The organism is Paraburkholderia madseniana, from assembly GCF_009690905.1.
GTDB lineage: Bacteria > Pseudomonadota > Gammaproteobacteria > Burkholderiales > Burkholderiaceae > Paraburkholderia > Paraburkholderia madseniana.
In genome coordinates, this window is record NZ_VOSW01000043.1 from 54,489 (window position 1) to 74,962 (window position 20,474).

The 20,474-nt window shown below is 62.7% G+C and carries 22 protein-coding genes; 19 read left to right on the top strand and 3 right to left on the bottom strand.

All coding sequences use genetic code 11. From position 1 onward, the window contains the following. The first annotated feature begins 145 nt into the window (after window positions 1-145). From FSO04_RS47090 to FSO04_RS22640, 4 genes are all read left to right on the top strand, one after another. The gene (locus tag FSO04_RS47090) at window positions 146-343 is read left to right on the top strand and encodes a hypothetical protein (RefSeq protein WP_199203055.1); all 198 of its coding nucleotides are present in this window, start codon (window positions 146-148) and stop codon (window positions 341-343) included. 153 nt (window positions 344-496) lie between these two features. Next, entirely contained in the window at window positions 497-805 is a 309-nt protein-coding gene (locus FSO04_RS22630) for a hypothetical protein (protein WP_154562664.1), read from the top strand. A 248-nt stretch (window positions 806-1,053) separates the two neighbouring features. Then, window positions 1,054-1,698, top strand: a complete 645-nt coding sequence (locus FSO04_RS22635; RefSeq protein ID WP_154562703.1) for a hypothetical protein — start codon at window positions 1,054-1,056, stop codon at window positions 1,696-1,698. 87 nt (window positions 1,699-1,785) lie between these two features. After that, a complete protein-coding gene (locus tag FSO04_RS22640) occupies window positions 1,786-2,289 on the top strand; it encodes a M48 metallopeptidase family protein (protein WP_154562666.1) in 504 nt (167 codons plus the stop codon). A gap of 77 nt (window positions 2,290-2,366) precedes the next feature. Here the strand turns inward: FSO04_RS22640 and FSO04_RS22645 are convergent, their stop codons facing one another. After that, on the bottom strand, window positions 2,367-4,700 hold the full coding sequence (locus FSO04_RS22645; RefSeq protein ID WP_154562668.1) for an FdhF/YdeP family oxidoreductase: 2,334 nt from the start codon (window positions 4,698-4,700) through the stop codon (window positions 2,367-2,369). A 169-nt stretch (window positions 4,701-4,869) separates the two neighbouring features. On the opposite strand from FSO04_RS22645, the gene FSO04_RS22650 reads away from it, so the two are divergent. The 4 genes from FSO04_RS22650 to FSO04_RS22665 all read left to right on the top strand — a co-directional run bounded on the left by FSO04_RS22650 (window position 4,870) and on the right by FSO04_RS22665 (window position 8,533). Beyond that, the gene (locus tag FSO04_RS22650; RefSeq protein ID WP_154562670.1) at window positions 4,870-6,303 is read left to right on the top strand and encodes an aminotransferase-like domain-containing protein; all 1,434 of its coding nucleotides are present in this window, start codon (window positions 4,870-4,872) and stop codon (window positions 6,301-6,303) included. Window positions 6,304-6,335: 32 nt separating this feature from the next. Further along, window positions 6,336-6,644, top strand: a complete 309-nt coding sequence (locus FSO04_RS22655; protein ID WP_154562672.1) for a helix-turn-helix domain-containing protein — start codon at window positions 6,336-6,338, stop codon at window positions 6,642-6,644. 159 nt (window positions 6,645-6,803) lie between these two features. Continuing rightward, window positions 6,804-7,934 carry a BMP family ABC transporter substrate-binding protein gene (locus tag FSO04_RS22660; protein ID WP_154562674.1) on the top strand — a complete coding sequence of 377 codons (1,131 nt, stop codon included), beginning with the start codon at window positions 6,804-6,806 and terminating at the stop codon, window positions 7,932-7,934. Between the two features lie 50 nt (window positions 7,935-7,984). Continuing rightward, a complete protein-coding gene (locus tag FSO04_RS22665) occupies window positions 7,985-8,533 on the top strand; it encodes a nucleoside deaminase (RefSeq protein ID WP_168435793.1) in 549 nt (182 codons plus the stop codon). A 2-nt stretch (window positions 8,534-8,535) separates the two neighbouring features. Here the strand turns inward: FSO04_RS22665 and FSO04_RS22670 are convergent, their stop codons facing one another. Further along, window positions 8,536-9,090 carry a lysozyme inhibitor LprI family protein gene (locus tag FSO04_RS22670; protein ID WP_154562676.1) on the bottom strand — a complete coding sequence of 185 codons (555 nt, stop codon included), beginning with the start codon at window positions 9,088-9,090 and terminating at the stop codon, window positions 8,536-8,538. A gap of 331 nt (window positions 9,091-9,421) precedes the next feature. Here FSO04_RS22670 and FSO04_RS48320 point away from each other — a divergent pair, with 331 nt between their 5' ends. The 11 genes from FSO04_RS48320 to FSO04_RS22720 all read left to right on the top strand — a co-directional run bounded on the left by FSO04_RS48320 (window position 9,422) and on the right by FSO04_RS22720 (window position 18,389). Then, window positions 9,422-10,366 carry an SH3 domain-containing protein gene (locus FSO04_RS48320; RefSeq protein WP_154562678.1) on the top strand — a complete coding sequence of 315 codons (945 nt, stop codon included), beginning with the start codon at window positions 9,422-9,424 and terminating at the stop codon, window positions 10,364-10,366. 81 nt (window positions 10,367-10,447) lie between these two features. Then, complete coding sequence (locus FSO04_RS48325; protein ID WP_267905040.1) at window positions 10,448-10,576, top strand: hypothetical protein; 129 nt, start codon at window positions 10,448-10,450, stop codon at window positions 10,574-10,576. A 111-nt stretch (window positions 10,577-10,687) separates the two neighbouring features. Then, window positions 10,688-12,997, top strand: coding sequence for a putative bifunctional diguanylate cyclase/phosphodiesterase (locus tag FSO04_RS22680; protein WP_154562680.1), 2,310 nt, complete (start codon window positions 10,688-10,690; stop codon window positions 12,995-12,997). A gap of 232 nt (window positions 12,998-13,229) precedes the next feature. Then, window positions 13,230-13,418, top strand: coding sequence for a hypothetical protein (locus tag FSO04_RS22685; RefSeq protein ID WP_054043350.1), 189 nt, complete (start codon window positions 13,230-13,232; stop codon window positions 13,416-13,418). A gap of 184 nt (window positions 13,419-13,602) precedes the next feature. Beyond that, entirely contained in the window at window positions 13,603-15,003 is a 1,401-nt protein-coding gene (locus FSO04_RS22690; protein ID WP_154562682.1) for an FAD-containing oxidoreductase, read from the top strand. Between the two features lie 89 nt (window positions 15,004-15,092). Continuing rightward, window positions 15,093-15,440, top strand: coding sequence for a cupin domain-containing protein (locus tag FSO04_RS22695; RefSeq protein WP_154562684.1), 348 nt, complete (start codon window positions 15,093-15,095; stop codon window positions 15,438-15,440). A gap of 81 nt (window positions 15,441-15,521) precedes the next feature. Then, window positions 15,522-15,839, top strand: a complete 318-nt coding sequence (locus FSO04_RS22700; protein WP_154562686.1) for a hypothetical protein — start codon at window positions 15,522-15,524, stop codon at window positions 15,837-15,839. A gap of 84 nt (window positions 15,840-15,923) precedes the next feature. Next, window positions 15,924-16,310, top strand: coding sequence for a DUF488 domain-containing protein (locus tag FSO04_RS22705; protein ID WP_154562688.1), 387 nt, complete (start codon window positions 15,924-15,926; stop codon window positions 16,308-16,310). A gap of 178 nt (window positions 16,311-16,488) precedes the next feature. Next, window positions 16,489-17,064 (top strand): TMEM175 family protein, encoded by a 576-nt coding sequence (locus tag FSO04_RS22710; protein WP_154562690.1) that lies wholly within the window; start codon window positions 16,489-16,491, stop codon window positions 17,062-17,064. 2 nt (window positions 17,065-17,066) lie between these two features. Further along, on the top strand, window positions 17,067-17,876 hold the full coding sequence (locus FSO04_RS22715) for a hypothetical protein (RefSeq protein ID WP_174825305.1): 810 nt from the start codon (window positions 17,067-17,069) through the stop codon (window positions 17,874-17,876). A 24-nt stretch (window positions 17,877-17,900) separates the two neighbouring features. After that, entirely contained in the window at window positions 17,901-18,389 is a 489-nt protein-coding gene (locus tag FSO04_RS22720; protein ID WP_154562692.1) for a metallophosphoesterase family protein, read from the top strand. 139 nt (window positions 18,390-18,528) lie between these two features. Here FSO04_RS22720 and proP read toward each other — a convergent pair whose 3' ends face one another. After that, window positions 18,529-20,031, bottom strand: coding sequence for a glycine betaine/L-proline transporter ProP (gene proP / locus FSO04_RS22725; RefSeq protein WP_233464949.1), 1,503 nt, complete (start codon window positions 20,029-20,031; stop codon window positions 18,529-18,531). Window positions 20,032-20,474: the final 443 nt, after the last annotated feature.

Below are 20,474 nucleotides of genomic sequence, written 5' to 3' on the forward strand. Positions count from 1 at the left end.
TGCACGCATTCTCGCAGGTGCGCCCACGCGACAGATCTGGATGCTCCTGAACGCGGGGCAGCACTGATTATCTTGCGCCAGAGGGTCGGCTTGCGGATAGTATCCTTCATACGAGGATTCCTCGAAGATACCGACGGAGGCCGCTATGTGGACCTGTCGAAACTGCAATGTCTCGTTCGACTTCGATCGCGTCGAGCCGGAACTGGATGAACAAGGATTCTTTTTCCTCTGTCCCGCCTGTGACTACCGCAACAAGCTGGTGGATACAGGTCCAGACGCGACCGGGCGCCCGAAGCTTGTCCAGAGCGACGACGGGGTCTCGCGTCAAGATCAGTCTGACTGAAGACAACGCTGCCGAACACCTTCCGCGGGGAATTGCGCTCGAGGCGCGCCGCGTCGCCGTCGCAGACGATCCGGCGAGGAAATTGGCTGGTGAACCAGAAAAAGAAGCAGCGCATAATAGTGGAATTCCTTTGGCAGAATGATGGAGGCAGATATGGCCACGTTTGCTATAGACGCCATTCGCATCAATCCGACGAACGACAGGATTACCCATGTGCGTTGGGCTCCCGTCGACCCGGCGACGCGTGATTGGTTGTCCCCCACGTCGATTGTCGAGGTGGCCGAAGTCGTGGCCACGATCCGTCGGGGGAATGCTGTTTGGTCCCTTTTTACGCTCGGCGGCATACGGTTTCTGGGGCCAAAAATCGTGTCTGTCGCTCACACCGACGGCCATGACGGGATTGACACTGATGTCCCCGGCGAGCACGTCGAAAAATGTATTGACGACCTGCCGCACGTTTGACCGCGCACACTCGGTCAGGCGGACCTTGGCGTAGCGGTGCTGTCGCTGCGCACGGTCACGGTGTCCTCGAAAATCATTCGCAAAGACCGCAAATCGACGTGCAAGGCGGCGCGCCTTCCTGCTTGCCCTCGAGGCGAAACATATCGAACTGGCGGCCGCCGCGGCCCGGATAATTGCGCCGTTGCAAAGAGCGTCGCCATGTTTAATGTAAATTGGTCGCTCTTGAGAGCGCCTTTCAGCGAGACACCATGAGAAACGGAAAACCAAAACTAACGCGCCGGGATGCCGACGGTCTTTTCCCCGACCTGCAGCAAAGCGGCGCCCGTCTCGCTAGCCGGCCTGATAACCCGTTTGGAGAAGAAGTATCCAGAACAACCGATCGACGTGATCGTGGCGAGGCAAAGCTTTGGAAAGATAACCTCGTTACCTTGCCTGCAGCGATCGAGTTGCCTCCGGGGTACGAGTCGGTGTCGCACGTGCGCGATGCGATGGAGCGGGCCTGGCGTATGAAATGGGTCCGGGAAAGCGGCAATGAGGTCGTCGCGGAATTTCCTGAAGGCTGGGCGGCCATTCGGCCGGCCAGCGGCGCAGTGGAGTTAAAGGACGCAACCGGCGTGGTCCGGGCCGTGTACGGCTGGGCAGGGGATGCTGAAGTGAGACTCCTGCCACGGTATCGGGTCGAAACGCAGGAGAACAGTTCGAGCGGTCTTGGCAGTTTGCTTGTCCGTGATCGCGAGAACGGACAGATTCTCGAGAGGTCGTCGACATGGTCTGCGCAGACCGGGACCAACCACCCCGATTGGACCCGGCTGTCGGCGTGGCTCGACAAGCAGCATCCGCTTCACCGGGATCCGCTGCGGTTGTGGACGGACTGCGAAGACAATCGCGGTTGAATTCGACCCAACGAAAATCCGCGTCCCGCTGTCTCCGCCGCGAGGCATGCAACTCCCGTGCCGTCGCCATTCGCAAAGAACACCATCATGCAACACCTGAAATACCTGACAGGCTACCCAGCCGGGCTACAGGAAAAAGTCAAAAAACTGATAGCCGACGAACAACTAGGCCCTTACCTCGCGAAGCGGTACCCCGACACGCACCAAGTGCAAACAGACCGGGCCCTGTACGAGTACTGCGCGGAGCTCAAGCGCGAACACCTTCGCAACGGCGCGCAAATCGACAAAGTCACTTACGATAGCAAGCTCGACGTTGTGCGCCACGCACTCGGCCTGCATACGAGCATCTCGCGTGTGCAGGGCGGCAAACTGAAGGCAAAAAAAGAAATCCGCATCGCCTCGCTATTCAGGGACGCCGCGCCGGAATTCCTGAAAATGATCGTCGTGCACGAACTCGCTCACTTGAAAGAAAGCGACCACAACAAGGCGTTCTACCGCCTCTGCGAGTTCATGCAACCGGGCTACCACCAGATTGAATTCGATCTGCGCTTGTATCTCACGCACCGCGATCTGAAGAAGGCTCAGACCTGAGCGTTAAGCCTCGAGCTTCGGGATTCACTGATGATCAGAATCCCGCGAAACTCGCAAACGATGGCAACGGTCAGCGGTCAAGCGGCAACCGCTTCGGCTGCTTCAACCGTCTCAACCGCCGACGCCGTCAACAACACCGGAATCGACTTCGAAGTCGGCGTCCCCGCGCCATCGGCAACCGAAGAGAGCGGCACCAGCGGATTCGTCTCCGGATAGTAAGCGCCAAGACACCCACGCGGAATGTCGTATTCCACCAGCAGGAACCCAGCCGCGTGACGCTCGATTCCATCGGCCCACACGCTCTTGATATCCACACGCTGGCCCGCAACGAAACCCAGCATCGCGAGATCGTCCTTGTTGGCGAACAGTACGCGCCGCTGCCCATATACGCCGCGATAACGGTCGTCGAGGCCGTAAATCGTCGTGTTGTACTGGTCGTGTGAACGCGTCGTCATCAAGGTCATCAGCCGTTCGCCATGCTCGGCGCGCGCCTGATGAATCGGCGTGTCGACGTCAATCGCATGCACGAGGAACTGCGCCTTGCCGCTTGGCGTCTTCCAGATCCGCTCGCGCGACGCCACACCCAGGTGAAAACCGCCGGGGTTCTTGAGACGCTCGTTGTAGTTCTGGAAGCCGTCGATCACCTGCGCAATGCCGTCGCGAATCAACGCGTAGTCTGCTGCCTGCGCGAGCCAATCGACCTTGGCGCTGCCGAGCGTGGCGTGCGCCATGCGCGCGACGATGGCAATCTCCGACAACAGATTCTCCGAGGCCGGCTTGTTCATGCCGTACGAGATGTGCACCATGCTCATCGAATCCTCGACGCTCACGCCTTGCGCCACACCATTCTGCAGATCGATTTCGGTGCGTCCGAGCGTCGGCAGAATCAGCGCGTCGCGGCCATGTATGAGGTGGCTGCGGTTCAGTTTGGTCGTGATGTGGACGGTCAGTTCGCACGAGCGCATCGCTTCCCATGTGCGCGGCGTGTCCGGCGTCGCGATCGAGAAGTTGCCGCCGAGGCCGATAAACACCTTCACCTTGCCGTCGAGCATCGCCTGGATCGTGTTGACGACGTCGAGACCATGCTCACGCGGCGGTTCGAAATCGTAGACTTCGCCGAGCCGATCGAGAAACGCCTGAGTCGGCCGTTCTTCGATGCCGACCGTGCGGTCGCCCTGCACATTCGAGTGTCCGCGCACCGGGCACAAGCCCGCGCCGCGGCGGCCGATATTGCCGCGCATCATCATCAGGTTCGACAGGATCTGCACCGTCGGCACGGAGTTCTTGTGCTGCGTGAGGCCCATGCCCCACGTCGAAATCACTGCACGGCCCTTCACGTAGATGTCGGCAAGCTTCAGTACGTCTTCAAACGGCACACCCGATTCGGCGACGATCGTGTCCCAGCTTTCGGCACGCAAATCGTCGGCGAACGCATCGAAGCCGACCGTGTGTTCGGCGATGAACGCGACGTCGAGCACGCGTTCCAGACCCGAGGCCAACGCTTCGTCGTCGAGTTCGATCACGCGTTTGGCAACGCCCTTGATCAAGGCGAAATCGCCGCCCACCTTTGGGCGGATGAATACGGAGCTGATCTTCGTGCTGCCCATCGTGATCATTTCCACCGGATGCTGCGGGCTGGCAAAGCGTTCGAGGCCTCGTTCCTTCAGCGGATTGATCGACACGATGGTCGCGCCGCGCTTCGCGCATTCACGCAGTTCGCCGAGCATGCGCGGATGGTTGGTCGCCGGATTCTGGCCGAAGATCAGCAGCGTATCGGCGTGTTCGAAGTCGTCGAGCGTGACTGTGCCTTTGCCGATGCCGACCGTGTGCGGCAAGCCGCGGCTGGTGGCTTCGTGGCACATGTTCGAGCAATCGGGGAAATTGTTGGTGCCGTACATGCGCACGAACAACTGGTACAGGAAGGCGGCTTCGTTGCTGGCGCGCCCCGACGTGTAGAAGGCGGCGCTGTCCGGATCGTCGAGGCGTTTCAGGTGGTCGGCAATGAGGTCGAATGCTTCGTCCCAGCCGATCGGCACGTAACGGTCGCGCACGGCGTCATAGACGAGCGGGTCGGTCAGGCGGCCATGTTGTTCCAACTCGAAATCCGACTGCGCCATCAGTTCTTCGACCGTATGTTCCTCGAAGAACGCCGGCGTCACGCGCTTGCTGGTCGCCTCGGCCGCCACAGCCTTGACGCCGTTTTCGCAGAACTCGAAGGTCGACGCATGCTCGCGGTCCGGCCACGCGCAACCCGGGCAGTCGAAGCCGTCCGGCTGATTCTGCTTGAGCAGCATGCGGTAGTCGCCGCCCGTCACCTTTTCCTTGAGGAGGTTGATGGCGACGTATTTGAGCGCGCCCCAGCCAGCGGCGGGGTGGGTATACGGTTCGATGCGAGCTTCAGGTTTCTTCATGATCTTGCCGCCGGAGGTGGCTTGGACGAGGCTTTATGCCGATGCATGAAAGCCTACTGTGTTCCAAAAACGGCGCAGCATACAGAAAATCGGAAAGGAGAGGGGTACAGTTGGTGGAAATTTGTCATAGACTGGCGTTCCCGCCCATGTTTTTGTTCGAGCCTGGTCCTTGAAACTGTACGAAAAACTCGCCGACGAAATGACCGAAGCCGTACGCCGCGGCGTCTTCGCGGCGGGCGAGCGGATTCCGTCGGTGCGGCAGGCGAGCCAGCAGCACGGCGTCAGCATCAAGACCGTGTTGCACGCATACGCGTTGCTGGAAAGCCGGGGGATTGTCGAAACCAGGCCGCAGTCGGGCTATTTCGTGCGCGATGCGGTGGCGACGGCGGCCGCGCTCGACGAGCCGCGTCTGAACCGCCAGCCGGCAACCCAGGCGCTGCCGGTGGCCGCTGAGGTCGACGTAAGCCGCCTCGTGCTGTCGACCCTGCGCAGCATCCGCGCGCATGATGCCGTTCCGCTCGGCTCACCGTATCCCGATCCGTCGCTGTTTCCGTGGCGGCGCATCAACCAGTACGCAAATGCGATCGCCCGGCGTCACGCGAGCTGGAATCTGATCGACGACCTGCCGCCCGGCAATCCCGAGCTGATCCGGCAGATCGCGCGGCGCTATGCCGAGAATGGCGTGCCGGTCGATCCCGACGAAATCATCATCACGCTCGGCGCGACGGAGGCGATCAACCTCAGCTTGCAGGCGGTCGCCAAGCCGGGCGACACGGTCGCCGTCGAGTCGCCGACTTACTACGCGATGCTGCACGCCATCGAGCGTCTCGGCATGCGCGCCATCGAAGTGGCGACGCATCCGGTCCACGGCATCGACATCGAGGCATTGGCCCAGGTCATCGCGCGGCAGAAGATCGCCGCGTGCATGGTGATGCCGAACTTCCAGAATCCGCTCGGTTTCCAGATGCCGGACGCGCGCAAGCAGCAACTGGTCGAACTGCTCGCCGCGCACGAGATTCCTGCCATCGAGAACGATGTCTATCAGGAGTTGTACTTCGGCGAGGCGCGTCCATCGACGCTGAAGAACTACGACACCAAAGGGCTGGTGCTGCATTGCGCGTCGTTTTCGAAGAGCCTCACCGCTTCGTACCGGATCGGCTGGGCGATGCCGGGGCGCTACCGCGCACAGGTCGAGAAGCTGAAGTTTCTCAACACGCTGACCACGCCTTCGGTGCCGCAAGTCGCCGTCGCCGATTACCTGAAGCAGGACGGCTACGACCGGCATCTGCGGCACGTGCGCAAGATCTACCGGCAACAGGCGAGCATCATGATGGCGATGGTGCAGCGGTTTTTTCCGGCGGGCACGCGCATGTCGGCGCCGCAAGGCGGGTACGTGCTGTGGGTGGAGTTGCCAGAACGGGTCGATTCGATGCGGCTCTATCAGGCGGCGCTCGCGCGCAGCATCACGATCGGGCCAGGCATGATGTTTTCGATGCGCGACGATTTTCGCCACTTCATCCGGCTCAATTACAGCTATCCGTGGACGGCGCAGACCGAGGCGGCATTGAAGACGCTGGGTGAACTGGTGGCGCAGATGGCCTGATCGGCCTTGAGAAAAGCGAGGAGACATTCACGATGGAAGACGAGGAACTCGATCCGGTACTGGTAGCCGTGCTGGCGCAGTTGTGGCGCGCGCATTTGGAGACGCCTGGCGGCGCGTGGTCGCTCGCCAAGCTTTCTAAACAGGCGGATGTGCCGATGAGCGGCTTACGACGGCAGTTAACGGCGCTGGTCGACGGCGGCCTGGTGGACACCACGTTCAACGAGGAAGGCACGGGAACGGCGCGCCTGAGCGAGATCGGGCAGGGCTTGTGCGCGGATTTGTTCGGTGAGGGCGATTCGCCCGGCGAAGAGCAGGCGGACCCGCCGCCGCGCGTTCACTGAGGTTTTTGCCACCAAAATACAGATTTCGTTATGGGCGAGATAACGAGAAATAATTTTTCCGCGGAAATTGACCTTCGAATATGACCCCCTATGCTGGAGCCTTGCCCGGGACAGTCCCGGCACTTTGGCAGGCACCTGGAAATCATCTTCGGAGAATTCATGAAAGCAAAGCTGGCGCGAGTGCTGCATCACTCATTGCGCATCAAAACCGTCCGGACCGTTCTTGCCGCAGCGTTCGGCGCGTCCCTCGCGCTCGGTGCCGGAGCGGCAGCCGCCGCGACTGCGCAGCCGCTCGGCATCGCCTTCGTCTACCTCGGTAATCCGGGCGACGCCGGCTGGACCTACGCGCACGAGCAGGGCGTGAAAGAGGTCGAGGCGAAATTCGGCGACAAGATCAAGGTGACGCGCGTCGAGAACGTGCCGGAGTCGGCGGATTCGGAGCGCGTGTTTCGCGATCTGGCGTCTAAGGGCAACAAGATCGTGGTCGGCTCGAGTTTCGGCTTCCAGGATTTCGAGCTGAAGGTCGCCAAGGACTTCCCGGACGCCGTGTTCGAACATGCGACCGGCTACAAGAAGGCCGCCAACTTCGCCACCTATGACGTGCGGACCTACCAGAGCGCCTACCTGGCCGGACTGGTCGCCGGCTATACGACGAAGTCCAACACGCTCGGCTTTGTCGGCTCGGTGCCGGTGCCGGAGGTGGTGCGCAACATCAACGCATTCACGATGGGTGCGCGCTCGGTCAATCCGAATGCACGCGTGAAGGTCGTGTGGATCAATAGCTGGTTCGACCCGGGCCTCGAAAAGCAGGCCGCCGAGACGCTGATCGGCCAGGGCGCCGACGTGCTGATCCAGAACACCGATTCGACGGCGACGATGCAGACAGCCGAGCAGAGGAAAGTGCATGCATTCGGCTGGGACTCCGATATGAAGAAGTTCGGGCCGAACGCGCAGTTGGGCGCGTGCGTGAGCAACTGGGGCGTGTACTACACGCATCTGGTGCAGCAGGTGATGGCGGGTTCGTGGAATAACTCGCCCGTGTGGTGGGGGCTGAAAGAGAAGGCGATCGATCTGGCCAACATCAACACGAATGCGGTGTCGCCGACGGCGCAAAAGGCGTTGAGCCAGAAGCGTGACGACATCATCTCCGGCAAGTTCAATCCGTTTGCCGGTCCGATCGCGGATCAGTCCGGTGTGGTGAAGGTCGCCGCGGGCAAGTCGTTGAGCGATGCGGAGCTGCTGCGTTTGAACTGGTTCGTGCAAGGCGTCGACGGTTCGCTGCCGAAGTAAGGCATTGATTGGCTTGCCTAACTATTATTAAAAACTAAAGGAGATCGCCCGTGAGTCTTACCGTCCCGACCGATGCCGGCGCCGCTGGAGTGGCGCCGGCCTATCCGCCGCAGGGTTTAACGCCGACGCACGAGCAGGTCGTACGGCATCTGCGGCATTCGAGCCGGGTAGCCGAGCGGGCGACGCTGCTGGGACACCATCCGTTCGGCGCGGTGCTGGTCGGCCCGGATCAGGAGACCGTGTTGATGGAGCAGGGCAATGTCGATACGGTGAATCACGCCGAGTCGGTCCTGGCTCGCGTGGCGGCGTTGAATTTCACGCCGGAGTATTTGTGGAGTTGCACGCTCTACACGTCAGTCGAGCCTTGCTGCATGTGTGCCGGCACGATGTACTGGGCCAATATCGGCCGCGTCGTGTTTGGCATGACCGAGAAGCGCTTGCTGGAGGCGACCGGCGATCATTCCGAGAATCCCACCATGAGCGTGGATTGCCGGTATGTGTTCGATCACTGCCAGAAGCCCGTCGAGGTGATCGGCCCGGTGCCCGAGGTGGAGAGTGAGGTGATGGAGGTTCAGCGGCGGTTCTGGAGCGCCCGGTAGCGCTATCGCACTTCCGCCGGCGCGAGCATCGCCAGTCCGCAGAACCAGTCGCCGCCGTGCGGCTGATATTTCCACTTACTGTTGTTCTCCCTGATCACAGTGGAACACTGGTCGTTCACGACGATTCCGGGATCCGCCGCGGTGCATCGAAGCATCGCGGTTTCGGTTTGCTGTAGCGCGGGCATCACCGCCTTACGTTGAGTGTCGGGTTCGGCCGGACCATCCTGGGTTCCCGTTCGGATACTTTCGATCAGCCGCTGCAGTTCCTCGATCCGCGTCGCATACCACGTCCCCAGACACGCCGCATCGCGGCAATTCGCTTCCCGCCACGCCCACTTGCTGTCACTGTCAGTGAGGAAGGCGCGACGGTTGATGACCCGTCGCCGCGCTTTCCAGTACAGTTGGCCAAGCGTGTCATCGAGCTTCGAGAGCGCAGGGTCGTTGCAGATCATCCGTTCGGTGAGCGAGCGTCCCCTGGTGCAGTCGAAGCTGGTGGCGTGAGCGGGCAGATGCGTGAGCATCAGTGCGGCGACAAGGATTGGTCGGAAAATTTTCATGGTGCTCCCGGCGGTGCATGGGTTTTTCATGCAATGGATGATCGGCCGAGTCGCCGGAATGCAGATGCCCGAAAACAGCGTGAGTTCGGGTGGGTGATTACCAAATCTTGCTTTGCACGGGGCGCACTGGAACGGCTTGGGCAAGTCCGTAAGCATTTGCCGGGTGGTTTCAGGCATGTGCATTGCGGGTGCGGATGAGTAGGCGCTGTGGCCGCCACACCGCTTGAAGCGACGACCAGGCCCGACGCATTCACACGTGCATGCAGGCAGGCACACATGCAAGCCGTAGCGGCACGCACGCAAACGCGGGACGTAAAAAACGGGAGATAAAATGAAACAACACCTCGTTCGATGCATGTATGTGGCGGCCAGCTTGCTGGCGCTGCCAGCAGTGGCGTCCGCACAGTCGCAGGCCTATACGAACAGCACGGTCAACGTGCGCGCCGGGCCGGCTTCGGATTATCCCGTCGTGACGCAGTTGCCGGGTGGTGTCCCGGTTAGCGTGATGGGTTGCATCAGCAACTACCAATGGTGTGACGTCGCCGCACCGAACTTGCGCGGTTGGGTCTATGCGGCGCGACTCAGCTATCCCTATCAGGGCAGCAATGTGCCGGTGATGAGTTACGGCACGGTGATCGGCTTGCCGATCGTGACGTTCTCGATCGGTACTTACTGGGGCAATTATTATCAGGGCCGGCCGTGGTACGGGCAGCAATCCCGCTGGGCGCATCATCCGCCTCCGCCACCGCCGAGACCCGGTGCCGGACGGCCACCCGGGAATGCGGGTGGTCGGCCGCCAGGCAGTCGGCCACCGGATAATGCAGGCGGACGTCCACCGGGCGGGCAACAGCCGGGCAATGGAGGCGGACGTCCACCAGGCGGGCAGCAGTCGGGCAATGGAGGCGGTCGGCCACCGGGTGGTCAACAGCCTGGCAACGCGGGCGGTCGTCCACCGGGTGGGCAGCAACCGGACAATGCGGGTGGCCGTCCACCAGGCGGGCAGCAACCGGACAATGCGGGTGGCCGTCCACCAGGTGGGCAGCAACCGGGCAATGCGGGTGGCCGTCCACCGGGCGGGCAGCAACCGGACAATGCGGGTGGCCGTCCACCAGGTGGGCAGCAACCGGGCAATGCGGGTGGCCGTCCACCAGGCGGGCAGCAACCGGGCAATGCAGGCGGCCGTCCGCAGGGTGGCCAGCAAAGCGGTGAGAATAACCGCCCTCAAGGTGGGTCTCCACAGGGCGGCGGTAGACCGCCAGGAAGTGGAAACAACTGAGGCAGGGTGGAACGGTCCATCCGGTCCACCCATTCCCTTCAATAGGCCGCGCCGGTGGCCCCAGCTCAACCAGCTCAACCCATGCAGCTCGCGCCGCTCGATATCCGCGTGGCGCTGGCCGCGCATCTGGCAGGCCTGGCGCTGCCGATGGCCGCGATCGTCGGATTCACCGTGTTAATGGGGCAATCGCTTCATTGGCTGACCGGCTAGCCGGTCACACGCTTTGCGCGCCATGCTTCGCGATTAAAGTGCGCCGGCCTCGCGTAAACCCCGGTGCGCCGCGTACACTAACCTGCCGATGTGGGGTTAGGGGGCGCACAAATGACACGCGAAGCGACATCAGATTGCACGATGGGAGCAACGCCTGAGGGCACCCGCTACGGGCCGGACCGGGCCGAGGGAGTGCTGGCGTCGGAGCGTACGGTGTTGCGGCTGATTACCCGCAACACCCCGCTGCCGGAATTGCTCGCTGAAGTATGCCGCCGCGCGGAAGCGCTGCTGGGCGATGGTGCGACCTGTTCGATCCTGCTACTGGACGCGGACGGCGTACGCGCACGCGTGGGCGGAGCGCCTTCTTTGCCGGCGCACTTTAGCGCCGCGATCGACGGCGTCCCGATCGGCCCGCGCGCCGGTTCCTGCGGCACCGCGATGTACGAGCGGCGCATGGTCGCCGTCGAAGATATCGAAACCGATCCGCTGTGGGCCGATTTCCGGCACCTCGCGTTGCCGCTCGGTTTGCGCGCGTGCTGGTCGGTGCCGTTTGAAAACGATGCCGGTGCGGTGCTGGGCGCGTTCGCGGTCTATCACCGCACCTCGCGCCGGCCAAGCGCCGAAGAAGCGGCGATGCTCTACGACATCGGCCACAGTGTCGGTCTCGCCGTCCATCAGGACGCCATGGCGCAGCGCCTCGCGCACAGCGAGGAGCATCACCGGCTGGTTGTGAACCATCTGAACGAAGGCATCATCGTGCAGTCGCGCGACGGCGTGGTGCTGGCCTGCAATCCGAGTGCGCAGCGCATTCTGCGCGCGAGCGCCGACCTGGTCGGTCACGACATTCTGACGGTGATGGTACGTGCGTATCACGAGGACGGTTCCATCGTCACCGAGGTCGATCGTCCGACCAGTCAGGTGCTGGCGACCGGCAAATCCAGGCTCGGCATCACGATCGGTCTGGAACTCACGGACGGCGATGTCGTCTGGATTACTGAGAATGTCGTGCCGATCATCAAGCCGGGCGACAGCGAACCCAGCTCGGTGCTGATCTCGTTCACCGACATCGGGCCGGTACGCGAGGCGCAACGGCAGCTCAAGTTTCTGGCCACCCGCGATCCGCTCACTGGCCTTTACAACCGCGCTTACCTGGCCGAGCGGATGCGCGATCTGTTCACGCCGGGTGAGGTGGCGGGCATGGGCGAGCTGGCGCGGGTCGCCGTGCTGTTCGTCGATCTGGACGGTTTCAAGAAGGTCAACGACACCGCCGGTCACGAGGCCGGTGATGCGCTTCTGTGCAGCGTGGCGGAGCGGCTGTCGGCGTGTGTCGCGCGCGACGATACGCTCGCGCGCGTGGGCGGCGACGAATTCGTGATCGTGGTCAGCGCTTACGAAAACACGGGCCGGCTGATCGCGCTCGCCCAGCGCATTCTCGACACGATCGCGGTACCGTTCGCAGTGGCGGACAACGAGTACTACATGGGTGCGTCGATCGGCATCAGTCTGTTTCCCGAAGACGGGCAGGACGTGCCCACGTTGATGCGCAACGCCGACTCGGCGATGTACCACGCGAAACAATGCGGCCGCAACAATTTTCAGTTCTTCACCGCCGAGCTGAATCAGCATCTGCAACGCCGTTTCATGATCGAGCAGGCGTTGCGGCGCGCGCTCGCCACCGATGAACTCAGTCTCGTGTATCAGCCGATCGTCGACAGCCAGTGCGGCCGCACGATCGGCGCCGAGGCGCTGCTGCGCTGGTACAACAGCGAGCTGGGCAACGTTTCGCCGGTGGAATTCATTCCGGTGGCCGAAGACGCCGGCCTGATCGTCGAGATCGGATCCTGGGTGCTGGCGCGGGCCTGCGACCAGGTCGCGCAGTGGCGGCGCACGCTGGCGCCGGATTTGATCGTCGCGGTGAATCTGTCGCCGCGCCAGTTCAAAGGCGGGCTGGTGGAGCGGATCGAGCGCTGTCTCGAGCAGTCCGGGCTCGAGCCGGCGGCGCTGGAGCTTGAGATTACCGAGCGGCTGTTGATGAGCGACAGCGACGCCGTCCTGCCGATGCTCACCGCGTTGAGCGCGATGGGCGTGCGGATTTCCGTCGACGATTTCGGCACCGGTTATTCGTCGCTGTCGTATCTGAAGCGGTTTCCGCTGCATAACCTGAAGATCGACCGTTCTTTCGTCGCGGGCTTGCCGGATCATCGCGATTCGATCGCGATCACGCAGGCGGTGGTGGCGATGGCCCATTCGCTCGGCATGAATGTCACTGCGGAAGGTGTCGAAACCGCCGAGCAGGCGGCGTTTTTGCGCGGAATCGCTTGCGACAAGCAGCAGGGGTATTTTTATAGCCGGCCTGTCGGGGCGAGCGCTTATGCACGTAGCTTGCATGACGCGCAGGTGGGGCTGGCCAGCGCTTCATAGCTGTCCTGACGTCTCCAGCCATGGCCGCAGGCGCCGCAATCCCACTTCGCCTGAGTGGCTAATACAGCAATTGAACCCCACTGCCGCGGGGACCCAGATTCGATTGTTCAGATTCGCGAACAAGTGCCTTCGCGTTCCCGGTATTTATCCGCGGCCCCGGTCTCCCTAAAATTCCCCCATCGAATATACATTCCGCGTCGTGCCGAAACGGCCCAGCGCGATGGGAGCCGTTATGCCAGCCTTGATTCAAAACCAACTTTATCGACCCGCGGTGATCCTGCCGATGGTCGCCCTCATGCAGGTGATGGTGTCGCAGGATTTCAACCTCGGCCAGGTCGGCTGGGTCGTGGCCGCGCGCGGCGCGCAGGCCGCGCTGCAACGTTCGCGCGAGTTGATCTGCGCTGTGCATTGCCACGCCTGAACACAACCGGGCGCAATTTCCATCAATCGGCGGCGCCGGCCCATCGGCGGCGCGAAAACAGATCGGCAGCCGGCGCGCGAACGTCACCGCGCGCAACAGAAGCAACGAGAAGGGGCGGTAACGGCAACGCGAGGCGCTAAGGGTAAGATGCTACGACCTGCACCCCAGCCTCGGGAGATCTGCCATGCCACAGCACTTCGACGCAGTCGTGATCGGTACGGGACAAGGCGGGACGCCGCTCGCTGTCCGTCTCGGTCAAAGCGGCCGTAAAACCGCGGTGATCGAACGCGGGGCCTTCGGCGGGACTTGCGTGAATGTCGGCTGCACACCCACCAAGTCGTATGTGGCCAGCGCCCGTGGGGCCCACGTGGCACGCCATGGCGCGGACCTGGGCGTGCAGGTGAGCGGAGCGGTCAGCGTCGATCTGGCAGCGGTCAAGGCGCGCAAGGACAGGATCATCGGCCAATCGCGCGACGGTGTCGAGAAATGGCTGCGCGGCACGGCTAACGTCACCGTCTTCACAGGCCACGCGCGCTTCACCGGCGCGCATACGCTCGCCATCAGCGGCCCGGACGGCTCGGTGCGCGACGAACTCAGCGCCGACGAAATCTTCATCAATACCGGTACGCGCGCCGTCGTGCCGCCGCTCAATGGGCTTGAGCGCGTTCGCTACTACACCAACTCCAACCTGCTCGAACTGACGGAATTGCCGGACCATCTGGCGATTGTCGGCGGCAGCTATATCGCGCTCGAATTCGCGCAGATTTTTCGCCGCTTCGGCAGCCGGGTGACGGTGCTGGTGCGCGGCGAACGCGTGCTGACGCGTGAGGATGCCGACTTCGCCGGCTCGGTCCAGAAGGTACTGGCGCGCGAAGGGATCGAGTTTGTGTTCGGCGTGCAGCCTTCGCGGGTCGAACCGCACCCGCATCACGAGAACGAGGTGTGCATCGGCTTTGAGCAGAACATTCCCGCGCTCGAAGCGTCGCACCTGCTGTTCGCCACCGGCCGTGAACCGAATACCGACGACCTCGGCCTCGATGTGGCCGGCATCGCGACGGACAAGCACGGCATGATTCCCGTCGACGGCCAGTTGCGCACCAACGTGCCGGGCGTCTGGGCGATCGGCGACATCAACGGACGCGGCGCCTTTACCCACACTTCCTACGATGATTTTCAGATCGTCGCCGCCAATCTGCTCGACGGCGGCGCGCGCTGCGTCGATACGCGGATCATGACGTATGCGGTGTTCGTCGACCCGCCGCTCGCGCGTGTCGGGCTTTCGGAGACCGACGTGCGCAAAGCCGGACGCGAGGCGCTGATCGCCACCATGCCGATGACGCGGGTGGGCCGCGCCCGTGAACGCGGCGAGACCGACGGTTTCATGAAGGTGCTGGTCGACCCGCAAAGCAAGCAGATTCTTGGCGCGGCGATCCACGGCATCGAAGGCGACGAAGCGCTGCACACGTTCATCGACATCATGACGGCCGGCGCGCCGTATCCGAGCTTGCAGTACGCCATGCACATTCATCCGACCATCAGCGAACTGGTGCCGACCTTGCTCGATGGCCTCAAGCCGATGAAATGAGCGGCGCACCCGGTGGCAAACCGGGGGCGAGCGCCCTCGACGATAACGTGCAACGAACTCAGGTAGCGAGCATAGCCGGAGCACAAGCGATGAAACGCACGATCAGCAGCGGCAACCTCTTCGATCCCGGTGCGCCAGCGGGCCCTGACGAGCAAGTCGACGCGCTCGTGGAAGAGGCCGGTGTGAGCATCGAACGGATCGTCTCGCGGGGGCACGCAAGTCCGCCGGACTTCTGGTACGACAGCCCGCGCGCCGAGTGGGTCGTGCTGCTGAGCGGCGCGGCGACGCTCGAATTCGAAGGCGAGCCTGAGCTGCATCCGATGAAACCCGGCGACCACGTGCTGATCGACGCGCATTGCCGGCATCGGGTGGCATGGACGAGCGACACGGAGCCGAGCGTGTGGCTGGCGGTGTACTACCCTGGCGTTTGCCAGTGACCGATAGCTGAGATCACGTCGCCGTGACGGGACTGAACTCGGGGATTAAACTCGAACTGGCACGTATCCTGGAGCGAGATCATGAATGATGCTGACCCTAAAAGCACTTTTCGCGGTCTACCGTTGACCCCGGAACAGGACGCGGAAGTCAGACACTACATAAAAAAGCAGAAGCAACAGGGCGCGGAGTGGGACACGCCGGAACTGGCGTCCATGCTTCGCGACATGCTGGAACCGCCGGGCGATGACGACGGAGAATTCGATCCCGACTTCGACGAAACGAAAGCCGCCGCGGAACGTGCGGCGGCCTCGATCGACGAGGCGATGGACCCGATCGAGGCGAGCGAAGAGCGGAACGCCGCGATGGAAATCGAGGCCATGAAGGGCTTGAGACGCTGAGCCTGCATTGCAGAACCACTGACGAGCGGCGTTGATCGACCCGACGGGAGAAGGTCGCGCTTCCACCACGGATCAGGAAAAAACATGAGCATCAGCATCGTCCAGCTTGGGTCTCCGAGAGCGGCCGACGAAGGGCTGCGTATCGGTACCGTTCGGCGACCGCCGCGCGGCGTACCCCGGGCCGAATTCGCCACCCGCGACTATTACGATGTGTGGCTCCCCAATCTGTCGCCTGACGCGGAGTTGGTCAAAGAAGCCAAGGCGGTTACGAGCGATCGCGATTGGGCCGCGTTTGCGAAAAAATTCCGCGCGGAGATGAATGGCGGCGACGCCAGCAAGGTGTTGGACCTGCTGGCCGCCTTGTCGAAAACGACCAACTTTTCCGTCGGTTGCTACTGCGAGGACGAAAGCCGGTGCCATCGCAGCATTCTGCGTCAGTTGTTGGACGAGCGGGGTGCGCTGATAAGGTGAGGCGTGCATACGCCGCCTGCCGGCATTCGACAAGTCCGGTTGTCATCGCCGATAATCGGCGGCGTGCGGACCTGCCCGGGCAGTCCCGCATACTGCGGCTCCGGCGGGCAATTGCGGTGTGCCATGCCCGCAAGCACAGGTCTTCACAATCGCGACTACACAATCAGGAAACCGACCGATGGGCAAGGGACGCGTCGAAGCCTTCAGCGATGGCGTGATCGCCATCATCATCACGATCATGGTGCTCGAATTGAAGGTGCCGGACGGCTTCGATCTCGCCGCGCTGCGCCCCGTGATCCCCGTGTTCTGCGCCTACGTGCTGAGTTTCATCTACGTCGGCATCTACTGGAACAATCATCACCACTTGTTCCATACCGTGCAGAAGGTCAACGGCGCGGTGCTCTGGGCCAATCTCCATCTGTTGTTCTGGCTGTCGCTGCTGCCGGCCGTCACGCATTGGGTCGGCGAAAACCATCTCGCCGCCTGGCCGACTGCGATGTACGGCGCCGTGCTGTTCATGTCGGCGATTGCGTATTTCATTCTGACCCGCGTGCTGATCCGCGAGCACGGCACCGACTCGACGATCGCGAAGGCGGTCGGCAACGACTTCAAGGGCAAGGTCTCGGTCGTCATCTATCTGGCGGGCATGGGGCTGGCATTTGTTCAGCCGTGGCTCTCGGCTGCGCTCTACACGTTGGCCGCGGCGTGGTGGTTGATACCTGACCGGCGCATCGAACACCTGATGGAAGCGTAAGCATGTTGCTTGCGCTCAAGCTCGCGCTGGTGCCCGCGTTTCTCGCCGCGCTGACCGTGGCGGGGCGTGTGTGGGGGCCGTCGGTGGCGGGATGGCTAGCAGGGCTGCCGGTGGTGTCCGGCCCGATCGTGTTGCTGCTCGCGCTGGAGCGTGGGCCGGCGTTCGCGGCGCAGGCGTCGGCGGCGTCGATTGCGGCGATCGCCGCTTCCGAGGCGTTCAATTTTGCGTATGCGTGGACGTGCCGGCGTTCAGCATGGCCGCTTGCGCTCACGGTTGGGATGCTCGGGTGGGTTGGCGTGGCGATGTTGCTCACGCATTTGCCGGGTGGACTGATGTGGGCGGTGGCCGCGGGTTGTGTGGCCGTCGTCGTTTCGCAAAGCGGCTTGCCGCGCGTCACGGGCCGTGTGCCGGCGACGCGTCTCGGGCTCGGCGATCTTGCGCTGCGCATGCTCGCCGGCGCGCTGCTGACTGTTGCGGTGACGACACTGTCGGCGTCGATGGGTGCGACGTGGAGCGGGCTGCTGTCGGTGTTTCCTTTGCTCGGGATCGTCCTCGCGGTGTCGGCCCAGCGCGCGCATGGCTCGGACTTCGTCGCATTGTTGATGCGCGGCATGGTGATCGGCCGCGGCTCGTTCGCGGCGTTCTTCGCCGTGACCGCGACGATGTTGCCGCACTACGGCGTGTGGTTCAGTTTTGCGTGTGCGGCGGCGGTGTCGATGGTGGTGCAGGGGGCGACCAGACGGTTGCTTCGCGCGAAGCGGCCAGTGCAGGTATTGACGCGTGAGCTTGCTGAACAGCAGTCGGCGGATTGAGGCCGTTTGGCCGATACTGACATCATGACTTCGCGCAGACAAAGCTCCCCCGTCACCCGGATCGGCTTGATCTCCGACACGCATAACCTCGTGCGTCCTGAAGCCCTGCAGTACCTCGCGGGCTGCGATGCGATCATCCACGCGGGCGATATCTGCAATCAGGCGGTGCTCGATGCGCTCGCGCAGATCGCGCCGGTCACCGCCGTGCGCGGCAATAACGATATCGACGAACCGGTTGCTTCGCTGCCGACACACGTCAAGCTGACCGTCCAACAGGTGACGATCCTAGTCGTGCATGACATCGCCGACGTGGGCGACGATCCGCGCAGCGCGGGCATCGACGTGGTCGTGACGGGGCACTCGCACAAGCCCGCGATCAGCGAGCGCGACGGGGTGCTGTTCGTCAATCCGGGCAGCGCAGGGCCAAGGCGTTTCAAGTTGCCGATTTCCGCCGGCATGCTGATCGTTGAAGGTGCGCACGCCAGCGCAACGTTCGATTCTCTGGTGACATAAAAAACGGGCCGGCAAACATCTGCCGGCCCGTTTTCGGACATGCTCACGCTTATTGCTGTGGTTGCCTGTCGCCGCCCGTCATAGCGATTGCGGGCGATGCGCGTACAACTTCAGCGATTAGTTACCGCGCAACCTAGGATCAGGCACGCGCCGTAGCCGCGGCAGCGTAACCTTCATCCATCTCCGCCGCCTCACGTTCGCCGCGCAGCACCGCATGCGCTTCGGCACGCGTTGCGACACACGGACCGGAGCCGAGCAACGGCTTGCGGGCCGTTTCACGCAGCGCGAACACCGACACGATACCGATCAACGACGCGCCCATCAGGTAGTACGCGGGCATCATCAGATTGCCGGTGCTGTCGACCAGCCATGCCGTCACGAGCGGCGTCGTCCCGCCGAACAGCGACACCGAAATGTTGAAGCCGATCGCGAGCGCACCGTAGCGGATCTTGGTCGGGAACAGCGCCGGCAGCGCCGACGGCATCACGCCGGTAAAGCACGACAGCAGCACGCCGAGAATCATCAGGCCGCCGAACACCGGCAGCACCGTGCCCATGCGGATCAGCAGCAGCGCGGGAATCGACAGCACGAACAGACCCACGCAACCGAACAGCATCACCGGCTTGCGGCCGATCGTGTCGGACAGGTGGCCGGCTGCCAGCGTCATCGGCATCATCAGCACCATCACGAGCAGCACGAGGAAGAGACCGTGCGTTTCGTTGAAGTGCAGCGTGGCCGACAGATAGCTCGGCAGATACGAGAGCGCCATGTAGTCGGTGACGTTGAAGATCAGGACGAGGCCGACGCACAGCAGAAGCGGCTTCCATTGCTGGATGAGCAGCTCGCGGAACGATTGCTTCGGGAGCGCCTTGTCTTCGGCTTCGCGTTGTTCGGCCTGCTTCTTGAACGCGGGCGTTTCTTCGAGCTTCATCCGGATGTAGAGACCCACCAGACCCAGCGGGCCCGCGATCAGGAACGGCACACGCCAGCCCCACGAGAGCAGCGCCTCGTTCGACAGCGTTGCCGTCAGAACCGCGACCGTACCCGCGCCGAGTACATAGCCGATCAGCGTGCCGAACTCGAGGAAGCTGCCCATGAAGCCGCGGCGCTTGTCCGTCGAGAATTCGGCGATGAAGGTAGCGGCGCCGCCGTATTCACCACCCGTCGAGAAGCCTTGCACGAGGCGCGCGACCAGCAACAACGCCGGCGCGAAAATGCCGATCGTCGCGTAGCTCGGAATCAGGCCGATCGCGAAGGTGCCGAGCGCCATCATGATCATGGTCATGGCCAGCACGCGCTGACGGCCGATGCGGTCGCCCAGCGGCCCGAACACCATGCCGCCGACAGGCCGCACGAGGAACGCCGCGGCAAACGTGCCGAAGGTGGCGATCAACTGGGCGGACGGGCTCGACGACGGGAAGAACACTTTGCCGAGCGTGACAGCGATATAGCTGTACACGCCGAAATCGAACCATTCCATCGCGTTGCCGAGCGCCATGGCGCCGACGGCCCGCTTGAGGAGAGATTTGTCGACGACGGTGATGTCGTCGAGTGAGAGGCGTTGTTCTTCTTTGTGATGTCGCCAGAAGCCGTTGCTGGAAGCGGTCAAGGTGAAAACTCCAATGACTGCGACGAAACTCATGAAAACGCGCATGAACGTTCCGCCACGGGTGCTGGGGAAGTGCAGTTTCGCGAGCAGAGCGATGGCGTCTCTCTCGCCCGAAGGCGATCGAAGGGGGCGTGAAAAAGAAAACAGAACGCCCGTGCCTCGCGAATCATTCGCGAAAAAACACTCGTCTAGATTGTGCTGACTGTTGCATCTGCGTGGCCGTGGAAGGGGGGCAGATGCATGAGGACGCTGGGGTGGCTGAAAGCTGGCCCATGCGCCGCTGGAAGGCTCGAAACGAAAAAGGCCGGTGCTGGATCGCCGCTCATAGTGCGAACTCAAGCGGGGAAACGACCGACAAGCCTTCTTGTATAAAAACTGTTCAATCCGGCCCTTGGTACGCACAGCATGCCAAGTTTGAACTGAACGTGACGCGAGGTGAAATGCTGATGAATTGCTGTTGGAACGATGCACATGAT